Origin of the sequence: Burkholderia sp. Bp9140, from assembly GCF_003853425.1 — a bacterium.
GTDB lineage: Bacteria > Pseudomonadota > Gammaproteobacteria > Burkholderiales > Burkholderiaceae > Burkholderia.
In genome coordinates, this window is record NZ_QTPQ01000037.1 from 26789 (window position 1) to 45457 (window position 18669).

An 18669-nucleotide genomic window follows, 5' to 3' on the forward strand; every position below is an offset into this window, starting at 1 on the left:
TTTATGCGGCGCCTTCCGACGGCTTCTTGCCGAGCTCGACGCCGAGCTGCTTGAGCTTGCGATACAGGTGCGTGCGCTCGAGGCCCGTCTTCTCCGCGACGCGCGTCATGCTGCCGTTCTCGCGCGCGAGGTGATATTCGAAGTACGCACGCTCGAACGCGTCGCGCGCTTCGCGCAACGGGATGTCGAACGGAATCGCAGCCGTCTGGCCCGCAAGGCCGAGCGCCGCGGCCATGTCGTCGCCGAGCGTCGGCAGCGCGGCGGCCGACGCGACCGCCGCCGGGCCCGACGCGTGGCCGGCGCCGGCCTTTGCCGCCGCGTTGACGGACACCGGTGCCGCACCGCGCGCGAGACCGTGCTCGACCGACTTCAGCAGCTTCTGCAGCGCGATCGGCTTCTCGAGGAAATCCAGTGCACCGATCTTGGTCGCCTCGACGGCCGTGTCGATCGTCGCGTGCCCGGACATCATGATCACGGGCATCGTCAACAGGCCCTGCGCCGCCCATTCCTTGAGCAGCGTGACGCCGTCGGTATCGGGCATCCAGATATCGAGCAGCACGAGATCGGGCGCCTGATTCAGACGGTATTCCCGCGCGGCCTGCGCGTTCTCCGCTGCCTCGACGACATGTCCTTCATCGCTGAGGATCTCCGAGAGCAATTCCCGGATGCCCATTTCATCATCTACCACCAGGATGGTTGCCATTTACGCTGCCTTTGTCTGCACACTTGCTTTTGTCTTAGCGGGGGCCGTCCCGCCCTGCGCGCCGGGTTCGGCGCCTGGCGCATCGCTCGCCATCTGCAGGAACAGGATCGACACCTGCGCACCCTCGACGGTCTCGCCGTGCATGCGATTGCGCAGATCGATCCGCGCGCCGTGCTCGTCGACGATTTTCTTGACCGTGGCCAACCCGAGCCCCGTGCCCTTCGCCTTCGTCGTCACGTAAGGCTCGAACGCACGGGTCAGGATGCGTGCCGGAAAACCGGGCCCGTTGTCGGACACGGTAAGACGTACCGCGACGCGCGTTTTGCCCTCGGCGTCGGGATCGCCATATTCTACTGTCTTGGTTTCGATCAACACACGCGGATGCGCGACTTCCGCGACCGAATCCTGCGCGTTCTGCAGCAGGTTGTGAATCACCTGGCGCAGTTGCGTCGCGTCGCCGCGAATCACCGGCAGCGACGGCGCGAGCTCGGCGACGATCGCGCTCTTGCCTTCGCCGACACCATACAGCCCGAGCACCTCGCTCGCCAGTTCGTTCAACTGCAGGTTCGCGAGCACCGCCGGCGGCGTGCGCGCATATTCGCGGAAGTCGTCGACCATCCGCTTCATCGCGGCCACCTGGTTGACGATCATCGTCGCGCCGCGCTTGAGCACGTCCGCATCGTGCGGCGCGAGCTTGTCGGACAGCTTCATCTGCAGCCGCTCGGCCGACAGCTGGATCGGCGTCAGCGGGTTCTTGATCTCGTGCGCGAGCCGCCGCGCAACCTCGCCCCATGCGACCGAACGCTGCGCGGAAATCACGTCGGAGATGTCGTCGAACACGACGACGTAGCCCGATGTCTGCGGATCGTCGGCCTGGCCCTCGACCGTCGAGACGAGGCGCGTGCCGCGCACGAGCAAGGTCAGCGGATCGGCTTCGCCCGGCACTTCGACCGCGAATTGCTGCTGCCAGTGGCCGCGATCGCCGCTGCCGCCGTCGGAAGCCGCCTCGCGATCGGCGAATGCCTTGCGCACCATCGCGCCGAATTCCGCCACGACGCCGATCCGGTCGAGCGCCGTGCCGATCATCGAGCCGAACGGCTGCCGGAAGATCCGCTCGGCGCCGCGGTTGGCCGTCGTCAGCCGGAACTGGCGGTCGAGCACGAACACGCCGGCGGTCAGGTTCGCGAGAATGCTCTCGAGATACGTCTTCGAATGCTCGAGCGCGACCCGGTTCTTCTCGACCGCGAGCCGCGCCTCGGACAGCTGGCGCGTCATCGCGTTGAACGACTGCGTGAGGAAGCCGAGCTCGTCGCGCGACTTGATCTCGCGCTTCGGCGTGTAGTCGCCTTCGGTGATCTCCTTCGTGCCCTGCGCGAGCAGGAACAGCGGCCGCGCGAGCTGCTGGCCGAGTGCGAGCGCGAGCATCATCGCGATGAAGGTCGCGAGGAACAGCGCGAGCGTGAGCGTACCGATGTACATCTTGCGCAGCCCGGTGCGGCCGAGCGACTTTTCCTGGTACTCGCGATACGCGCGCTGCACGGCGTCGGCGTTGTGCGCGAGCGTGGGCGGCACCGGCTGCGTGAGCTGCAGGAACCGCTCCGCGGGCTGCAGCAGCGACGTCGTCGCATCGGGAATCGGCCGCACGACGCGCAGCCGCAACGCGCCCTTCGCGCCGTGCGCGCGCGGGTCGCCGTCGACTTCGCCCTCGATCGCCGCGTACGCGCCGTGTTCGCGCGCCTGGCTCAGCATCAGCGGCGTCGGCAGGTCGTCCGGAATCAGCGCGGCGAAATTGCCCGACGCCTGCGCGACGATGTGCAGTTCGGGCGCCGCGCCCGAGGCGCCGCGGCTCGGCTCGACGATCGTCGCGTCCTGCACGCCGAACTGGTCGCGCAGGCGCAGGAGCGTGAGCGTCGTGCCGTTCGTGTTCGCATCGACGCTCGCGAGCTGGTCGGACATCAGCCGCGCCTTCGTCTGCAGGTCGGACAGCGATGCGTCGAGCATCCCGCGGCCGAGATTCAGGCCGGCCGTCAGCGCGGTCTCGACGTTCACGTCGAACCACGACTCGATACTGCGCGACACGAACTGGTACGACACGATGTAGATGATGCCGCCCGGCACCACGCCGACGAGCGCGAAGAACACCGCGAGCTTCGCGAGCAGCCGCGTGCCGAACTTGCCCTTCCTCAGGCGCACGACGATCATCCCGATCAGCCCGAGCACCACCAGCAGGAACACGAGCGCGACGATGATGTTCATCGCGTACAGCCACGAGTAGTAGCGGTCGAAGAACTCGGTGTTCGCGCTCGCGGCCGCCAGCAGCACGAGCAGCAGCAGCGCAGTGAGCGCGACGGTCGAGACGATCACGCGAACGAGGAGGCTCTTCCCGCTGGCCGCGCGGCGCACTTTATTTAGCACGTTCGGTCACCGTGAAGTTGAAGCGCTTCCAGTCCGAGCCGAGCGTCCAGTCGCGGTTGTTCACCGCGTCGACCTGGAACGGCTTCGGCATCAGCGCCGTATCGAGCTGCATGCGCACCGAGGCCGTATAGGTTTCGCCGGCGCGCACCTGGTTGCGGTCGATCACGTGCCATGACGTGATGTGCCGGACGACCGCAAGCGCGTCCTTCAGCGACGGGAAGCCGAGTTGCAGCCCGCCCGTCGACACGCGGTACTCGCGCGTGAGCGGCTGGAACGACAGGCGGATCGTCTGCGACACCGACACCGGCTGCTCGTCGAACCAGTACCAGCGCGCGCGGCCGAGTTCGAAGTCGGTCGTGAAGTAAAGCGGGATGCCCTTGTTGACGGCATCCTCGAGGTTCGGATTCAGCTCGAAATCGAAGCGGGCATCGAGGCTCCAGCCGCTTCCGTCAGCCTGCAGCGATGCACGCTGCACGGCGATCGACTCGGCGCGCGCCGGCCGAACGACAGCCAGGCACAGCGTCAACGCCACCAGCAGGACGGCCGCGAGCCGAAGTGGAAAAAGGTGTTTGATCGTCACCGTTTCTGAAACCGCGCGTAGAAAAATCCGTCGTGATCGGTGTTCTGGTCAAGTGCGCCGGCCGCCCCGCCGTGCACGCCGCCCGGCAGCAGTTGGCCGGGCGCGTCCAATCGTACCGCATCTTCACAGGACGCTTCAAACCAGCGGGCCTGCAATTCGCCCTCCTCGGGAAAGATCGAGCAGGTCACGTAGAGCAGTTCGCCGCCCGGCTTCACGAGCGGCCACAACGCCGTCAGGATGCGGCGCTGTTCGGCGACGAGCGCGGCGATGTCGGCTTCGCGGCGCAGCCAGCGGATGTCGGGATGGCGGCGCACGATGCCCGACGCCGAGCACGGCACGTCGGCGAGGATGCGATCGAACGGCCGGCCGTCGTACCACGCGTGCGGCGCGCCTGCGTCGCCGACCCGTACGTCCGCCGCGAGCGACAGGCGCGCGAGGTTCTCGCCGATGCGCGCCGCACGGGTCGCGTCGCTCTCGAGCGCGACGACGTCCGCGTCGGCCAGCTCGAGGATATGGCCGGTCTTGCCGCCCGGTGCCGCGCACGCGTCGAGCACGCGCATGCCGTCACGCGCGCCGAGCCATTCGGCCGCGAGCTGCGCACCGGCATCCTGCACCGACACGACGCCATCGACGAAGCCCGGAATGCGCTCGACCGGAAGCGCCGACGCGAGCCGCACCGCATGGCGGCCGATCGCGATCGCGTCGATCCCGTTCGCGCGCAGTGTGTCGAGATACGCGTCGACGGTCGCGCGGCGCGCGTTCACGCGCAGCGTCAGCGGCCCCTGGCGCTCGCCGGCCGCGAGGATCGCCTGCCATGCATCCGGCCACGCGCGCTTCACCGCATCGATCCACCATGGGCGGTAATTCCAGCGGGCGACCGGATCGTCCTGCAGCGCCGCGACGAGCGCGTCGCGCTCACGCTGGAAACGGCGCAGCACCGCGTTGACCAGCCCCTTCGCGAACGCATGTTCACGTCGGGCGCCGATCACGGTGACGGCCTGGTCGACGATCGTGAACGCCGGATACGCCGCCGATTCTTCCGGATCGAGCAGCAGCGCAAGCGCGCCGGCGAGCACCGCCTGCACGTGCGCGGGCGGCGCCTTGCTGACGAGCCGGCCGATCAGCCAGTCCGCGGTGCCGAGGCGGCGCATCGTGCGGTAGGCGACGTCCTGCGTCGCGCCGCGCGCCAGCGCCTGCGCGCCGGCCGGCATCTGCGCGAACACGGCGGCCAGTGCCGCCGGCAGCGCCGTGCCGCGCCGCACCGCATCGACCGCCTGCGCGGCCGCGTCGAGCGCAAAGCCCAGCGAATCGGGCGCGAGATGCAGTGCGGACAGGCGCGCGGGACGGCCGGAGGAAGACGGAGCGGAGGAACGGGTTCGTGTCATCGGAGCAAAATCGGCAAACGGGCGCCGCGAGCGGCGGGAACCCTGCGGCCCGCGTGGCCGCCGCGATTCCAAACCGCGCATTGTAGCGTGAGGCCATGCGGCCCCTTTACGGGATGCACAAATGAAACACCCCGCAGCGCGGGGCGTGCGGGGCGATGTGGCGAGTGCGACGCGACTTAGTCGAAGCGGCCGGTACGCGCCATCTCCATCAGGCGCGCGATGCGCTCCTCGGTCGCCGGGTGCGTGGAGAACAGGTTCTGCAGGCCGCCGCCGTGCAGCGGGTTCATGATCATCATCTGCGCGGTGGCCGGATGCGCTTCGGCAGCCTGGAACGGGATGCCCGCCGCATAGCGATGGATCTTGTCGAGCGCGGTGGCGAGCGACTGCGGATCGCCGGAGATCTGCGCGCCGCCGCGGTCGGCCTCGAACTCGCGCGCCCGCGAGATCGCCATCTGGATCAAGGCGCCTGCGATCGGCGCCAGCAGCGCGACCGCAATCCCCGCGATCGGATTGGCCGGGCGACCGTTCTCGTCGCGGCCGCCGAAGAACATCGCGAAGTTGGCCAGCGCCGAAATCGCGCCCGCCATCGTCGCGGTGATCGTCGAGATCAGGATGTCGCGGTGCTTCACGTGCGCGAGTTCGTGCGCCATCACGCCGCGCATCTCGCGCTCGGACAGCACGCGCAGGATGCCCGTCGTCGCGGCGACTGCCGCGTGTTCCGGATTGCGGCCCGTGGCGAACGCGTTCGGCGCGTCCTCGTTGATCAGGTAGACGCGCGGCATCGGCAGGTTCGCGCGGGTGGCGAGCTCGCGCACCATCCGGTAGAACTGCGGCGCCGTGTTCTCGTCGACTTCCTGCGCGTTGTACATGCGCAGCACCATCTTGTCGGAGAACCAGTACGAGAAGAAATTCATGCCGAGCGCGAACAGCAGCGCGATCGTCATGCCGCGCGAACCGCCGATCATGCCGCCGATCACGATGAACAGGGCCGTGATCCCGGCCATCAGCATCGCCGTTTTGACCCAATTGAACATACCCACTCCTTATCCTCAGGGGACCCGCCGCACATCACCGTGCATAGCGGAAAATTGTAAGTGATTTGTTAGATAAGGTCTTGCCGGAAAAATTCAATTTCAGCGTTGCGCCGCCGCGAGCCGCAGCCCGAGACCGACGAACGCGCTGCCGACCGTGCGGTCGAGCCACTTCCTGACGCCCGGCTTGCCGGAAAAGCACTGCGTGACGCTGCCCGCGACCCATGCAACGATGCCGGTCCAGATCGTGCTCATCACGACGAACACCGCGCCGAGGGCCAGGAACGCCAGCGCCTTGTGCGGACTGTCGGCCGACACGAACTGCGGGAAGAACGACACGAAGAACAGCACGACCTTCGGATTCAGCACGTTGGTCCAGAAACCCTGCATGAACAGCTGGCGCAGCGGCTTCGCGGCCGTGGCCTGCGCCGCCTGCGCGCCTGCCGCGGCGGCCTGCTTCGTGAGAAGCATGCGCACGCCGAGGTAGATCAGGTAAGCGGCACCGGCAAGCTTGATCACCGTGAACGCGGCGGCCGACGCCGCGAGCAGCGCGGTCAGGCCGAATGCACACGCGAGCGCGTGCACGCAGCAGCCGGCCGAGATGCCGAGCGCCGACATCAGCCCCGCGCCGCGGCCCTGCGCGACACTGCGGCCGACGATGTACGCCGTATCGGGGCCGGGCGTGACGTTCAGCAGGAAAACCGCGAGTACGAAGAAGCCGAAATGGGTGATGCCAAGCATGAAAACCTCGAAACCGGAAAGCGCAGGGAAATTCTACGCGCGCCTGCCGCGCCGCGCGACTCGGCCGTCCGGCCGATTGCGTGCAGCCGGCAGGCCGTGTCGAATCACGCTCAAGTCCCGTCGGGCAACCCGAAGCGCTGGCCCGCGACGAGCGGCGAGCCTGCCAGGAATTCGCGCGCGGGCAGCCGCTTGCCGCCCGGCTTCTGCAGTTGCGTGACGCGCAGCGCGCCGCTGCCGCACGCGACGATCACGCCTTCCGGCGCCGCCTCGACGATCGTGCCGGGCGCCGCGTCGCCGCGCGCCGCCACGGGCTCGGCCGCCCACAGCTTGATCGCCGCGCCGTCGAGCGTCGCGACGCCGCCCGGGAACGGGTCGAACGCACGCACTTGGCGCGCGAGCACGGCGGCCGGCTTGCGCCAGTCGAGCGCCGCTTCGTGCTTGCCGATCTTTTCCGCATAGGTCACGCCGTCGGCCGGCTGCGGCGTGGCAGGCAGCATGCCGTCGCGCTCGAGCCGCACGAGTGCGTCGACGATCAGCCGCGCGCCGTCGGCGGCCAGCCGGTCGTGCAGCGTGGCGGTCGTATCGTCGGGCGCGATCGCGAGGCGCGCTTCCTCGATCATCGCGCCGGTGTCGAGGCCGACGTCCATCTGCATCAGCGTGACGCCCGTCTCGGCGTCACCGGCCTCGATCGCGCGGTGGATCGGCGCGGCGCCGCGCCAGCGCGGCAGCAGCGACGCGTGGATGTTGATGCAGCCGGCGCGCGGAATGTCGAGCACTTCCTGCGGCAGCAGCAGGCCGTACGCGGCGACCACCATCACGTCGTGCGGGGTCGTGCGCAGGCGCTCGATCGCGTCGGCCGCCTCCGCCGGGTACTTGCCCGCGCGGCGCAGCGACGGCGGCTGCGCGACGGGCATCCCGTGCTCGACGGCATAGCGCTTCACCGCGCTCGCCTGCAATTTCATCCCGCGCCCGGCAGGGCGATCGGGCTGGGTGAGCACGAGCGGCACCGGAAAACCGGCCTCGTGGATCGCGGCGAGTGCGGCCGCGGCGAATTCCGGCGTGCCGGCAAAAATCACGCGCAACGTATGGGTCATGAAAGCGTTCGGGGTCGGGCTTGGCGCACGCGCGTCACATCGCGCGTTCGAGTTTCTTCATCTTCGTCTTGATGCGGGTCTGCTTCAGCGGCGACAGGTATTCGACGAACACGCGCCCCATCAGGTGATCCATCTCGTGCTGCACGCACACGGCCAGGAGGCCCTCGCAGTCGAGCTCGAAGGTCTCGCCGTGCTCGTTGAGCGCACGCACGCGCACGTGGTCCGGACGCTCGACCTCGTCGTAGATCCCGGGCACCGACAGGCAGCCCTCCTCGTAGACCTGCTTCACGTCGCTCGACCAGATGAGCTCGGGGTTGATGAACGCGCGCAGCTCGTTCTTCTCCTCGGAGACGTCGATCACGATCACGCGCTCGTGCACGTCGACCTGCGTCGCCGCAAGGCCGATGCCGGGCGCTGCGTACATGGTTTCGGCCATGTCGGCGACGAGCTTGCGGATCCGGTCGTCGACCTTGTCGACGGGCTTGGCGACCTTGTGCAGCCGCTTGTCGGGGTAATGAAGAATGTTCAGCAAAGCCATGGTGTTCGGTATTCGGTGGAGCAGCGCGCCGCATCGGCCATCCGGCCGGCTGGCGCCGCCGCCGGGATGCAATGAAGATGAGGCGGACGCGCGGCATGTCAACGCCGCGGGTCATGCCTCCTGCAATTGGCCGGACGCCGGTGCGCGCGGCCCTGTCGAGTATTTCGGATGATGAAAATTTTATCATGGCGCCACGCGGTTCGCTGGCCGTCGCATTCGAGGGGAACCTCATGTCACCGCAAGCGCTGACCACCTCCGCGCTGCGCGCGTGGCTGCAGCTCGCGCATGCGCCGGGCCTTGCCCCCGCCGTGCTGCACGCGCTGCTCGATGCATTCGGCTCGCCGGCGGCGCTGCTGCGCGCGTCCGACCAGGCCATCAGCGCGGCAAGCAGCGCCGCCGCCGCGCGGGCGGTGCGCGCCAGCGAGCGGGACGACCTCGACATGCGCACCGACGACGCGCTCGCATGGCTCGATGCACCGGGCAACGCGATCGTCACGCTCACCGATCCCGCCTATCCGCCGCGGCTGCGCGACCTGCACGATCCGCCGGCGCTGCTATATGTAAAGGGCCGGCTCGACCTGCTGCACGCACGCGGCCTTGCCGTGGTCGGCAGCCGCCACGCGACGCCGCAAGGGCTCGCCGACGCGACGCGCTTCGCGCACGCGCTGTCCGATGCGGGGCTCGCGATCGTCTCCGGCCTCGCGCTCGGCATCGACGGCGCCGCGCATCGCGGCGGGCTCGATGGCCGCGCCAGCACGGTCGCGGTGATCGCGACGGGCGCCGATCTCGTCTATCCGGCGCGGCACCGCACGCTCGCGCACGAGATCGCCGCGCGCGGCGCGATCGTGTCCGAATGGCCGCTCGGCACGCTCGCGCGGGCGTCGCACTTCCCGCAGCGCAACCGGCTGATCGCCGCGCTCGCGCTCGGCGCGCTCGTCGTCGAAGCCGCGCCGCGCTCCGGCTCGCTGATCACCGCGCGGCTCGCGAACGAACTGGGCCGCGACGTGTTCGCGATGCCGGGCTCGATCCACGCACCGCTCGCGCAGGGCTGCCATGCGCTGATCCGCGACGGCGCGAAGCTCGCCGCGACGCCGCTCGACGTGCTCGAGGAATACGGATTGGGCGAACCGGCGGCGCTCGCCATCCACGCCACGACGAATTCGGGTTCGTGCCCCGATAACGGCGACGCAGCCCCCGCGGGGCAACGCGCGGGCGAGCACGTCGCGAAGACGAACTCCACCGTTCCCGTCGCCGCACCGGCCGGAATCGACGACGCGCCACCCGACAACCCGGCCGAACGGTCAGTGCTCGCCGCACTGGGATACGGCCCCGTTACCTACGAGTGGCTCGCCGAGCACAGCGGCCTGTCCGACGACGTGCTGCACCGTGCGCTGCTCGCGCTCGAACTGGCCGGCCGTGTCGCGAGCGTGCCCGGCGGACGCTTCGCGCGGCTTGACGCGGCGCCCACCCCGCCCCCGTCCGGCGTGCTACATTCCCCCGCATAGGGGCGGCCGTGCCGCCGACGATACCCAAGGAATTCCATGCCCGCGCTGAATCTCGACACCGATGCCGATCGGATCGCCGAGCGCCTCGCCGATCCCGACACGCTGCTGGTCGCCTGCCTGTGCGCCGAGTGGTGCGGCACCTGCCGCGACTACCGAACAGCCTTCGACCAGCTCGCCGACGCCCATCCCGACGCCTGCTTCGCGTGGATCGACATCGAAACCCATGCCGACCGGCTCGACGATCTCGACGTCGAGAATTTCCCGACGATCCTGATCGAGGACGCGAACACCGCGCGCTTCTTCGGCACGGTGCTGCCGCACGCGGCGATCGTCGAGCGGATGCTGTCCGACCTGAGCGCGGTGCCCGGCTCGCCGCACGCACCGAAATTGCGCAACATCCTGAACGTCGAGGCGTAAGGCGCGCACCGGCCGGACGGCGGCTTTTCGCGCCGTTGCGCGCGCCGCCGCGCCGGGCGCTTGCCGCCGTTGCGCCCCCCCTCTATGATGAGCCGCTTTTTACACGCCGAGCCGCCGTCGCCGCGGCTTGTGCTATAAAGCCGTCGTAAAAGGGACCCACACCGGCGAACCCGGTCTACCAACACACACCTGTCATGTCCAAAGCTCTGATCATTGCGGAAAAGCCTTCTGTCGCGAACGACATCGCGCGCGCTTTGGGCGGCTTTACCAAGCATGACGAATACTTCGAGAGCGACGAATTCGTCCTTTCGTCCGCGGTCGGCCACCTGCTGGAAATCGCCGCCCCGGAAGAGTACGAGGTCAAGCGCGGGAAATGGAGCTTCGCTCATCTGCCCGTCATCCCCCCGCATTTCGACCTGAACCCGATCGCAAAAAGCGAATCGCGCCTGAAGGTCCTTACCAGGCTGATGAAGCGCAAGGACGTCGATCGCCTGATCAACGCATGTGACGCGGGGCGCGAGGGCGAGCTGATTTTCCGCCTGATCGTGCAGCATGCGAAGGCGAAGCAGCCGGTCCAGCGCCTGTGGCTGCAGTCGATGACGCCGCAGGCGATCCGCGACGGCTTCGCGCACCTGCGCAGCGACACCGACATGCAGCCGCTCGCCGACGCCGCACGCTGCCGCTCGGAAGCCGACTGGCTCGTCGGGATCAACGGCACGCGCGCGATGACCGCGTTCAACAGCAAGGGCGGCGGCTTCTTCCTGACGACCGTCGGCCGCGTTCAGACGCCCACGCTGTCGATCGTCGTCGAACGTGAAGAGAAAATCCGTCGATTCATCCCGCGTGACTACTGGGAAGTGAAGGCCGAGTTCGCGTGCGCCGGCGGCTTCTACGAAGGCAAGTGGTTCGACCCTAAATTCAAGCGCGACGAATTCGATCCGGAAAGGCGCGACTCCCGCCTGTGGAGCCTGCCGGCCGCCGAAACCATCGTTGCCGCGTGCCGCGACCAGGTCGGCACGGTGAGCGAGGAATCGAAGCCGTCGACTCAGCTGTCGCCGCTGCTGTTCGACCTGACGAGCCTGCAGCGCGAGGCGAACAGCCGCTTCGGCTTCTCCGCGAAGAACACGCTCGGCCTCGCACAGGCGCTGTATGAAAAGCACAAGGTGCTGACGTACCCGCGTACCGACGCGCGTGCGCTGCCGGAAGACTACATTTCGACCGTGCAGTCCACGCTCGAGATGCTCAAGGAGAGCCACAACTACCTGCCGCATGCGAAACAGGTGCTCGACAAGGGCTGGGTGAAGCCGAACAAGCGGATCTTCGACAACACGAAGATCAGCGACCACTTCGCCATCATCCCGACGCTGCAGGCGCCGAAGTCGCTGTCCGAGCCGGAGCAGAAGCTGTACGACATGGTCGTGAAGCGCTTCCTCGCGGTGTTCTTCCCGGCGGCCGAATTCCGCGTCACGACGCGGGTCACCGAAGTCGCCGGCCATCACTTCAAGACCGAAGGCAAGGTGCTCGTCGAGCCGGGCTGGCTGCAGGTGTACGGCCGCGACGCCGAAGGCGCGGATGCGAACCTCGTGCCGGTGCAGAAGAACGAGAAGGTGAAGACGGACGAGATCGCAGCCGTCGCGCTCGTGACGAAGCCGCCCGCACGCTACTCGGAAGCGACGCTGCTGTCCGCGATGGAAGGCGCGGGCAAGCTCGTCGAGGACGACGAGCTGCGCGAGGCGATGGCCGCGAAGGGCCTCGGCACGCCGGCCACGCGCGCGGCCATCATCGAAGGCCTGTTGGGCGAAAAATATCTCGTGCGCGAAGGCCGCGAGCTGATCCCGACCGCGAAGGCATTCCAGCTGATGACACTGCTGCGCGGGCTGGGCGTGAAGGAATTGACCGCGCCCGAGCTCACCGGCGAGTGGGAATACAAGCTTTCGCAGATGGAGCGCGGCAACCTCGGGCGCGACGCGTTCATGCAGGAAATCGCCCGCATGACGCAGCAGATCGTCAAGCGCGCGAAGGAATACGATTCCGACACGATCCCCGGCGATTACGCGACGCTCGAAACACCGTGCCCGAACTGCGGCGGCCAGGTGAAGGAAAACTACCGCCGCTTCGCTTGCACGAAGTGCGAGTTCTCGATTTCGAAGATTCCGGGCAGCCGGCAGTTCGAGATCGCGGAAGTCGAGGAGCTGCTGCGGGAGAAGACCATCGGTCCGCTGTCCGGTTTCCGCAGCAAGATGGGCCGTCCGTTCTCGGCGATCCTGAAGCTCTCGTTCGACGACGAAACGAAGAACTACAAGCTCGAGTTCGACTTCGGCCAGGACCAGGGCGGCGAGGAAGGCGAGGCACCCGACTTCTCCGCACAGGAGCCGGTCGGCGCATGCCCGAAGTGCAAGGGCCGCGTGTTCGAGCACGGGATGAGCTATGTGTGCGAGCACTCGGTCGCGAATCCGAAGACCTGCGACTTCCGTTCGGGCAAGGTGATTCTGCAGCAGGAAATCACGCGTGATCAGATGGCCAAGCTGCTCGCCGACGGCCGCACGGATCTGCTGCCGAACTTCAAGTCGTCGCGCACGGGCCGCAACTTCAAGGCATTCCTCGTGAAGCAGCCGGACGGCAAGATCGGTTTCGAATTCGAAAAGAAGGAGCCGAAGGCTGCTGCTGCGAAGAAGACGGCAAAATCGGCGACGAAGGATGCCGAAACCGTGACGGAAGGCGCCGACGAGAAACCGGCACCGGCCCGCAAGACCGCCGCCCGCAAGACGACGGCGCGCAAGACGGGCTCGTGACGCCCCGGCCGCCGGGGGCTCCCCCGGCGCATTGCACGCCGGTCGAACGGCAATAAAAAAACGCGGATCGATCGCTCGATCCGCGTTTTTTTTGGCGCGGGCCGTGTCGGCGCGCGGCCGCCGCGGCGTTACAGCGGCGACGGCACCGCGACGCGCGCGCGCGGCGAACGCGCGAGGCGCGGCTGCAGGTTCGGGTCGGTCGATTCGGCCGGCTCGGCACGCATCTCGACGCCGATCGGCGCAGGCGTCGCACCCTGCGCGGCCCACTGCTCGCCCATCGTCGCGTCGGTCGAGTGGCTGAAATACTCGACGAGGTGATCGATGAACGTGCGCACCTTCGCGGGCAGATGGCGCCGGCTCGGATACGCGATGTTGATCTCGACCTGCGGCAACCGGAAATCCGGCAGCAGCCGCACCAGCGCGCCGCGCGCGATGTCGCTGCCGATCAGGTAGCTCGGCAGGATCGCGATGCCCATCCCGAGCAGCGCAAACTGGCGCAGCATCGCGGTGTTGTTCGCGACGATCAAGTTGGTCGGGCGCACGCGCACTTCGCCGTCCGGCCCCGTGAACACGCGCTCGTCGCCCCAGTATTCGGTCGGCAGGCTCAGGGCCGGGTGCTCGGCGAGCTGTTCCGGGTGGGTCGGCACGCCATGCTTTTCCATGTAGCTCGGCGTCGCGCACACGGTCATGCAGCCCGTGGTCAGCCGCCGTGTGACGATGCTCGCGCTGCGCATCTGGCGCGTGACGACGATGCCGACGTCGAAACCTTCCTCGACGAGATCGACCTGGCGGTCGACCAGCGTCAGATCCGGCACCACTTTCGGGAAATTCTCCGTGTACGACTGCAGGACGGGGGCAAGGTTGTGCAGGCCGAACACGACCGGCGCGACGATGCGCAACGTGCCGACCGGCTCGTGATTGCGCGCGACGACCATCTGCTCGACATCCTCGAGCTCATCGAGAATCTGGCGCGCCCGCTCCAGATAGACCTGGCCCGACTCCGTCAGCGAAAGGCTGCGCGTGGTGCGGTTCAGCAACCGCGTGCCGAGCCGGCCTTCCAGATCGGCGACGTGACGCGTCGCGACCGCGTTGGAGATATCCATTGCACTCGCGGCCCGCGCGAAACTGCCGAGATCCGCAACCTTGACGAACACGCGCATCGACTGCAAATGATCCATAAACGACTCCTGCCGCTGTTACAACTTCAAAAAGTTGAAGCAAATGCGTAATTCTCCTACGACAGCGGAAATGATGCAGAGTTGCTCAACAAGGCGCCGGTTGACGATAAAAATAGTCAAAAATCCTCACTCATTGCGAACGGATGATCCAATTATTCTGATTGGAGCAACAATTGGGTGAACCTCGTCCGGTAAGCGGCTGAATCAGGAAGGACGTGTTTGATGCGACACGGCAGCGCACCCCGCCGCCCCGCACGGGAGCGGCGCGAGGTCAGGCCGGCGCCGATTGCGGCGGAGCGTAACAACCTGTTAAAAAGACACCACGACGTGCGCCGACGTAGCATCATGTCGGCCCCGGCCGGGCGGGACGGGTGCGCGACGTGCGCCGCCGCCGCCGCTTTCAACGCGCGATTCCCGCTGACCATGAAAATTGCCATCCTCGACGACTACCAGGACGCTGTCCGCAAGCTGAACTGCTTCGAGATGCTCGCCGAGCACGACGTGAAGGTCTTCAACAACACGGTACGCGGCCTGGGGCAACTCGCGAGCCGTCTCGCGGAAGTCGAGGCGCTCGTGCTGATTCGCGAACGCACGCCGATTTCGTCGCAACTGCTCGCCAAGCTGCCGAACCTGCGCATGATCAGCCAGACCGGCCGCATCTCGAGCCACATCGACCTCGAAGCGTGTACCGACCGCGGCATCGCGGTGCTCGAGGGCACCGGTTCGCCGGTCGCGCCGGCCGAACTGACCTGGGCGCTCGTGATGGCTGCCCAGCGCCGCATTCCGCAATACGTCGCGAACCTGAAGCAGGGTGCCTGGCAACAGTCGGGCCTGAAGACGTCGGCGCTGCCGCCGAACTTCGGCCTCGGCCAGGTGCTGCGCGGCCAGACGCTCGGCATCTGGGGCTACGGCAAGATCGGCCGGCTGGTCGCCGGCTACGGCAAGGCATTCGGGATGAACGTGCTGATCTGGGGCCGCGAGCATTCCCTCGAGGCCGCGCGCGCCGACGGCTACACGGCCGCCGAGAGCCGCGAAGCGCTGTTCGAGCAGAGCGATGTGCTGTCGCTGCACCTGCGCATGCACGACGACACGCGCGGGATCGTCAAGCAGGAAGACCTGATGCGGATGAAGCCGACGTCGCTGCTCGTCAACACGAGCCGCGCGGAGCTGCTCGAGGAAAACGCGCTCGTCAACGCGCTGTCGCACAACCGTCCGGGGATGGTCGCGATCGACGTGTTCGAAAGCGAGCCGATCCTGCAGGGCTACAGCCTGCTGCGGATGGAAAACGTGATCTGCACGCCGCACATCGGCTACGTCGAACGCGAAAGCTACGAACTCTATTTCAGCGCGGCGTTCCAGAACATCCTCGCGTTCGACCAGGGCGACCTGTCGAGCGTCGTCAACCCGGAAGCGCTGACGCCGCGCCGCGTGCGCTGACCAGCGCGGGCCGCACTCGCCGCGGCCCTGCTGCCGGCCTCCCGCCTTCAGGCCGGCATACGGCCGGCCGTCATCGCGTCGACGCGCGCAAGGAAATGCTCGCCGTCGCGCCGTCCGAGGTCGTATGCATGCCGCATCTGCGACGGACTCGTGTAATCCCAGCTCGAAATCGGCACCTTGCTCGACGGCTGTACATAGAGCCGCCGCTGGTCGCCGTGCGCGACCGTGAACATCTGCGGACGCGGATACAGCCGCGTGACGAGCACCAGCACGTCGCCCGGCGACGGGTCGAGCGCGTCGACCGGCACGTTGTCGACCATCCCGCCGTCGAGCACCGGCCGGCCGCCGCGCCGCAGCACCGGCGTGAACGGCGGCGTGCACGACGACTGCAGGATCAGGTCGGCGAGTTCGTCGACGCTCGTGCAGGCCTGCGCGCGCACGAACTCGGGCCGGAAGCCGAGCGTGCGCCCGAGCGTCGGGTGCAGCGTCTTGCGCACGTACTTTTCGATGTTGTACGCGACGAGGCCCGCGGCGACCGCGCTGCGCGCGCCGAGCCAGCGCGGCACGTGCGATACGCCGATGCGGATCTCCGGCGCGTCGGCGAGCTGCCGGAACGGCTCGCCGTAGATGTCGAGCAGCGCCTGACGGTAGATCCGGTAATGCGGAAACACGGGCTCGCGCCCGAACAGGTTGCCCCAGTACGCGTTCTTGCGATTGTGGCACAGCGCTTCCTCGTAATAGCGCATCACCCAGGCGGCGTCGCGCGTATACAGCATGCAGGCGGTCGCCGCGCCGGCCGAGATGCCGGCGATCACGCGCGGGCGCAAGCCGAGCGCCGGCTGCGCGACGTCCCAGAAGCCGGCCTGCCACCAGCAGCGATTGCCGCCGCCCGCGAAGACGATCTGGTCGAACATCGCGCCGCTCAGCTGACGAGCGCGTAGGTCGACGTCGCGTGAACGGCCATCGTGCCGTCCTCGTCGAACAGCTCGACTTCGCCGAATACCAGGTTGCGGCCCATCCGCAGCACGCGCGCGGTGACGAGCACGTCGCCCTTGCGCACCGGACGCATGAAGTTCGTGTTCAGCGACACGGTCGTCATCGGCCGGAACTCGCCGAGCGCGGCCGAGATCGCCACCACCATCGCCGTGTCGGCGGCGGCCGTGAACACCTGGCCGCAGATGATGCCGCCGGAATGACGGAATTCGCCGGAAAACGGCAGGCGCATCGTGACGCTGTCGTCGCCGATCGATACGGGGACCAGACCGAGCGAGCGGACCCACGGGGCCAGCAGGCGATCCAGCAATTCGCGGACTGCGTTTTCGTCCATCTTCGAATGTCCAGAAAACGTTGCGCGACCGCCGCGCAACGGGTGTGGACGTCATCATACCGGGAGCACGCCAACTGCGATGGCTCGTTGCCGCGCCGACAGACGCCGTTGCCGTGACGAAATATTTTCAGGAAATTTGCAGAAAGGTCTTGCCAAGACCGAAATACCCATGCATAATCTTTCTTCTGTTGGGGGCGTTAGCTCAGTTGGTAGAGCAGCGGACTCTTAATCCGTAGGTCGAGTGTTCGAGTCACTCACGCCCCACCAGGAATTCCGAAGCCCGGTTAGCGAAAGCTAACCGGGCTTTTTCCATTTCCGGCGCCGCCCCGCCCCTGTCGCATCGCCGCGGGCAATCACATACATGCCTCGCCCATATACTTTCCGTTAGAATCGTCCGACAAATATCACACGACCGGCACGGCGATCGCCGCATCGCCGCCGGCACTGAGAGAGCATGGGACGTCAAACATGGAGTCACGTGAGCGAGACGCGACCATTCAGGGAGCATGGTCACGCCGATATCGGCGCGCACGTCGAGTCGCGCCCCGCACCCGATCGCATCCGGCCCCGTCGCACGACGCACGCGGCGGATCCGCTCATGCTGCGTAAAGGCACGCTCGTCGCGTTCGCGCTCGGCGTTGCGCTGCTCGTGATCGCAGCCGCGCTCGCCGTCACCGCGAGCCGCACGGCCGGCCATCTGGTTCGCGCGCCGGGCACGGTCGTGCGCATCGTGCAGGACAGCGACGCGATGCGCGCATACCGCCCGATCGTCGCCTATCTCGCGAACGACGGCCGGCGCCGCGAAGTCGCCGGCAATACCGCCTCGATGGTCCCGGCGTACGACATCGGCGAAAGCGTCGACGTGCTGGTCGATCCGGACCATCCGAACCGTCCCGCGCTGATCGACGATTTCGCGCAACGCTGGTTTCCCGTCGCGGTGCCGGCACTGCTCGCGGTCGCGTCGCTTGCGATCGGCAGCCTGCTGTACGCGAACGAGCGCCGCAGCCGGCAAGCCGGCGTGCTTGCCGCACCGGCCGCCCGCAAGACGGTCCGGCGCCGCTGGAACATCGCGATCGTGCTGATTCCGATCGCGATCGGCACCGGCTTCCTGGCCAGCGCCGGCGCAGTCGGGCTGCGTCAGTGGCAGATCGCCCGCCAATACGCGCACTCGACCGGCCATGTCGTCGAGATCGCCGAAACCGGACACTCGCCCCGCGCCCGCACGTCACTCTATTCCGTGAGCGTCGCGTTCACGACCGACAGCGGCCGCCCGGTCACGTTCACGCAAGGCTCGACGTCATCGCATCCCGAGCTGTACGAAGGCGAGATAGTCAACGTGCTGTACGACCCGGTCACACCCGAGCGCGCGATCGTCGACCGGTTCTGGGATCGGTGGGCGCTCACGGCGATCCTGCTCGCGATCGGCACGCCGTTCCTCGTCGCCGGACTGTTCGTCGCCGGAACACTGTGGCCGGAGCATCGGCCGCTCGAAATCGCCGAATGACGCGCGCGGCGCCGGGCCGTCA

Annotated in this window: 16 protein-coding genes and 1 tRNA gene; 6 read left to right on the forward strand and 11 right to left on the reverse strand. The window is 67.6% G+C overall.

The window, feature by feature from the left end; all coding sequences use genetic code 11:
* Position 1 precedes the first annotated feature (1 nt).
* The 8 genes from esaR to def form a co-directional block, all read right to left on the reverse strand.
* The gene (gene esaR, locus DIE21_RS27400; protein WP_124500618.1) at positions 2-703 is read right to left on the reverse strand and encodes a response regulator transcription factor EsaR; all 702 of its coding nucleotides are present in this window, start codon (positions 701-703) and stop codon (positions 2-4) included.
* Positions 704-3118, reverse strand: a complete 2415-nt coding sequence (gene esaS / locus DIE21_RS27405; protein ID WP_124500619.1) for a sensor histidine kinase EsaS — start codon at positions 3116-3118, stop codon at positions 704-706.
* The gene (locus DIE21_RS27410; protein ID WP_124500620.1) at positions 3108-3698 is read right to left on the reverse strand and encodes a DUF4390 domain-containing protein; all 591 of its coding nucleotides are present in this window, start codon (positions 3696-3698) and stop codon (positions 3108-3110) included. The genes esaS and DIE21_RS27410 overlap by 11 nt, the downstream gene beginning before the upstream one ends.
* Positions 3695-5083: a 16S rRNA (cytosine(967)-C(5))-methyltransferase RsmB gene (gene rsmB / locus DIE21_RS27415; RefSeq protein WP_124500621.1), complete on the reverse strand. Its 1389-nt coding sequence runs from the start codon at positions 5081-5083 to the stop codon at positions 3695-3697. Before rsmB ends, DIE21_RS27410 begins: the two co-directional genes overlap by 4 nt.
* Positions 5084-5259: 176 nt before the next feature.
* Positions 5260-6117: a zinc metalloprotease HtpX gene (gene htpX, locus DIE21_RS27420; protein WP_014895693.1), complete on the reverse strand. Its 858-nt coding sequence runs from the start codon at positions 6115-6117 to the stop codon at positions 5260-5262.
* Positions 6118-6216: 99 nt separating this feature from the next.
* Positions 6217-6855, reverse strand: coding sequence for a LysE family translocator (locus DIE21_RS27425; RefSeq protein ID WP_124500622.1), 639 nt, complete (start codon positions 6853-6855; stop codon positions 6217-6219).
* 110 nt (positions 6856-6965) lie between these two features.
* Positions 6966-7949, reverse strand: a complete 984-nt coding sequence (gene fmt, locus DIE21_RS27430) for a methionyl-tRNA formyltransferase (protein ID WP_124500623.1) — start codon at positions 7947-7949, stop codon at positions 6966-6968.
* Positions 7950-7983: 34 nt separating this feature from the next.
* Positions 7984-8487: a peptide deformylase gene (gene def, locus DIE21_RS27435; protein ID WP_124500624.1), complete on the reverse strand. Its 504-nt coding sequence runs from the start codon at positions 8485-8487 to the stop codon at positions 7984-7986.
* Positions 8488-8558: 71 nt separating this feature from the next.
* Here def and dprA point away from each other — a divergent pair, with 71 nt between their 5' ends.
* The 3 genes from dprA (at position 8559) to DIE21_RS27450 (ending at position 13201) form a co-directional block, all read left to right on the forward strand.
* Positions 8559-9992 carry a DNA-processing protein DprA gene (dprA, locus tag DIE21_RS27440; protein ID WP_124500625.1) on the forward strand — a complete coding sequence of 478 codons (1434 nt, stop codon included), beginning with the start codon at positions 8559-8561 and terminating at the stop codon, positions 9990-9992.
* A gap of 36 nt (positions 9993-10028) precedes the next feature.
* A complete protein-coding gene (locus tag DIE21_RS27445) occupies positions 10029-10409 on the forward strand; it encodes a thioredoxin family protein (protein ID WP_124500626.1) in 381 nt (126 codons plus the stop codon).
* A gap of 194 nt (positions 10410-10603) precedes the next feature.
* Positions 10604-13201 carry a DNA topoisomerase III gene (locus DIE21_RS27450; protein ID WP_124500627.1) on the forward strand — a complete coding sequence of 866 codons (2598 nt, stop codon included), beginning with the start codon at positions 10604-10606 and terminating at the stop codon, positions 13199-13201.
* A 128-nt stretch (positions 13202-13329) separates the two neighbouring features.
* Here the strand turns inward: DIE21_RS27450 and DIE21_RS27455 are convergent, their stop codons facing one another.
* Positions 13330-14379, reverse strand: a complete 1050-nt coding sequence (locus tag DIE21_RS27455) for a LysR family transcriptional regulator (protein ID WP_124500628.1) — start codon at positions 14377-14379, stop codon at positions 13330-13332.
* A gap of 423 nt (positions 14380-14802) precedes the next feature.
* Here DIE21_RS27455 and DIE21_RS27460 point away from each other — a divergent pair, with 423 nt between their 5' ends.
* Positions 14803-15816 carry a D-2-hydroxyacid dehydrogenase family protein gene (locus DIE21_RS27460; protein WP_124500629.1) on the forward strand — a complete coding sequence of 338 codons (1014 nt, stop codon included), beginning with the start codon at positions 14803-14805 and terminating at the stop codon, positions 15814-15816.
* Between the two features lie 47 nt (positions 15817-15863).
* On the opposite strand, the gene DIE21_RS27465 is transcribed toward DIE21_RS27460, so the two are convergent.
* Entirely contained in the window at positions 15864-16730 is an 867-nt protein-coding gene (locus DIE21_RS27465; RefSeq protein WP_124500630.1) for a patatin-like phospholipase family protein, read from the reverse strand.
* Between the two features lie 8 nt (positions 16731-16738).
* On the reverse strand, positions 16739-17143 hold the full coding sequence (locus tag DIE21_RS27470) for a PaaI family thioesterase (protein ID WP_124500631.1): 405 nt from the start codon (positions 17141-17143) through the stop codon (positions 16739-16741).
* A gap of 191 nt (positions 17144-17334) precedes the next feature.
* Here DIE21_RS27470 and DIE21_RS27475 point away from each other — a divergent pair.
* Together DIE21_RS27475 and DIE21_RS27480 are read left to right on the forward strand one after the other, a co-directional pair.
* Positions 17335-17410: transfer RNA gene (locus tag DIE21_RS27475), tRNA-Lys, on the forward strand.
* Between the two features lie 187 nt (positions 17411-17597).
* A complete protein-coding gene (locus DIE21_RS27480) occupies positions 17598-18647 on the forward strand; it encodes a DUF3592 domain-containing protein (RefSeq protein ID WP_124500632.1) in 1050 nt (349 codons plus the stop codon).
* Positions 18648-18669: the final 22 nt, after the last annotated feature.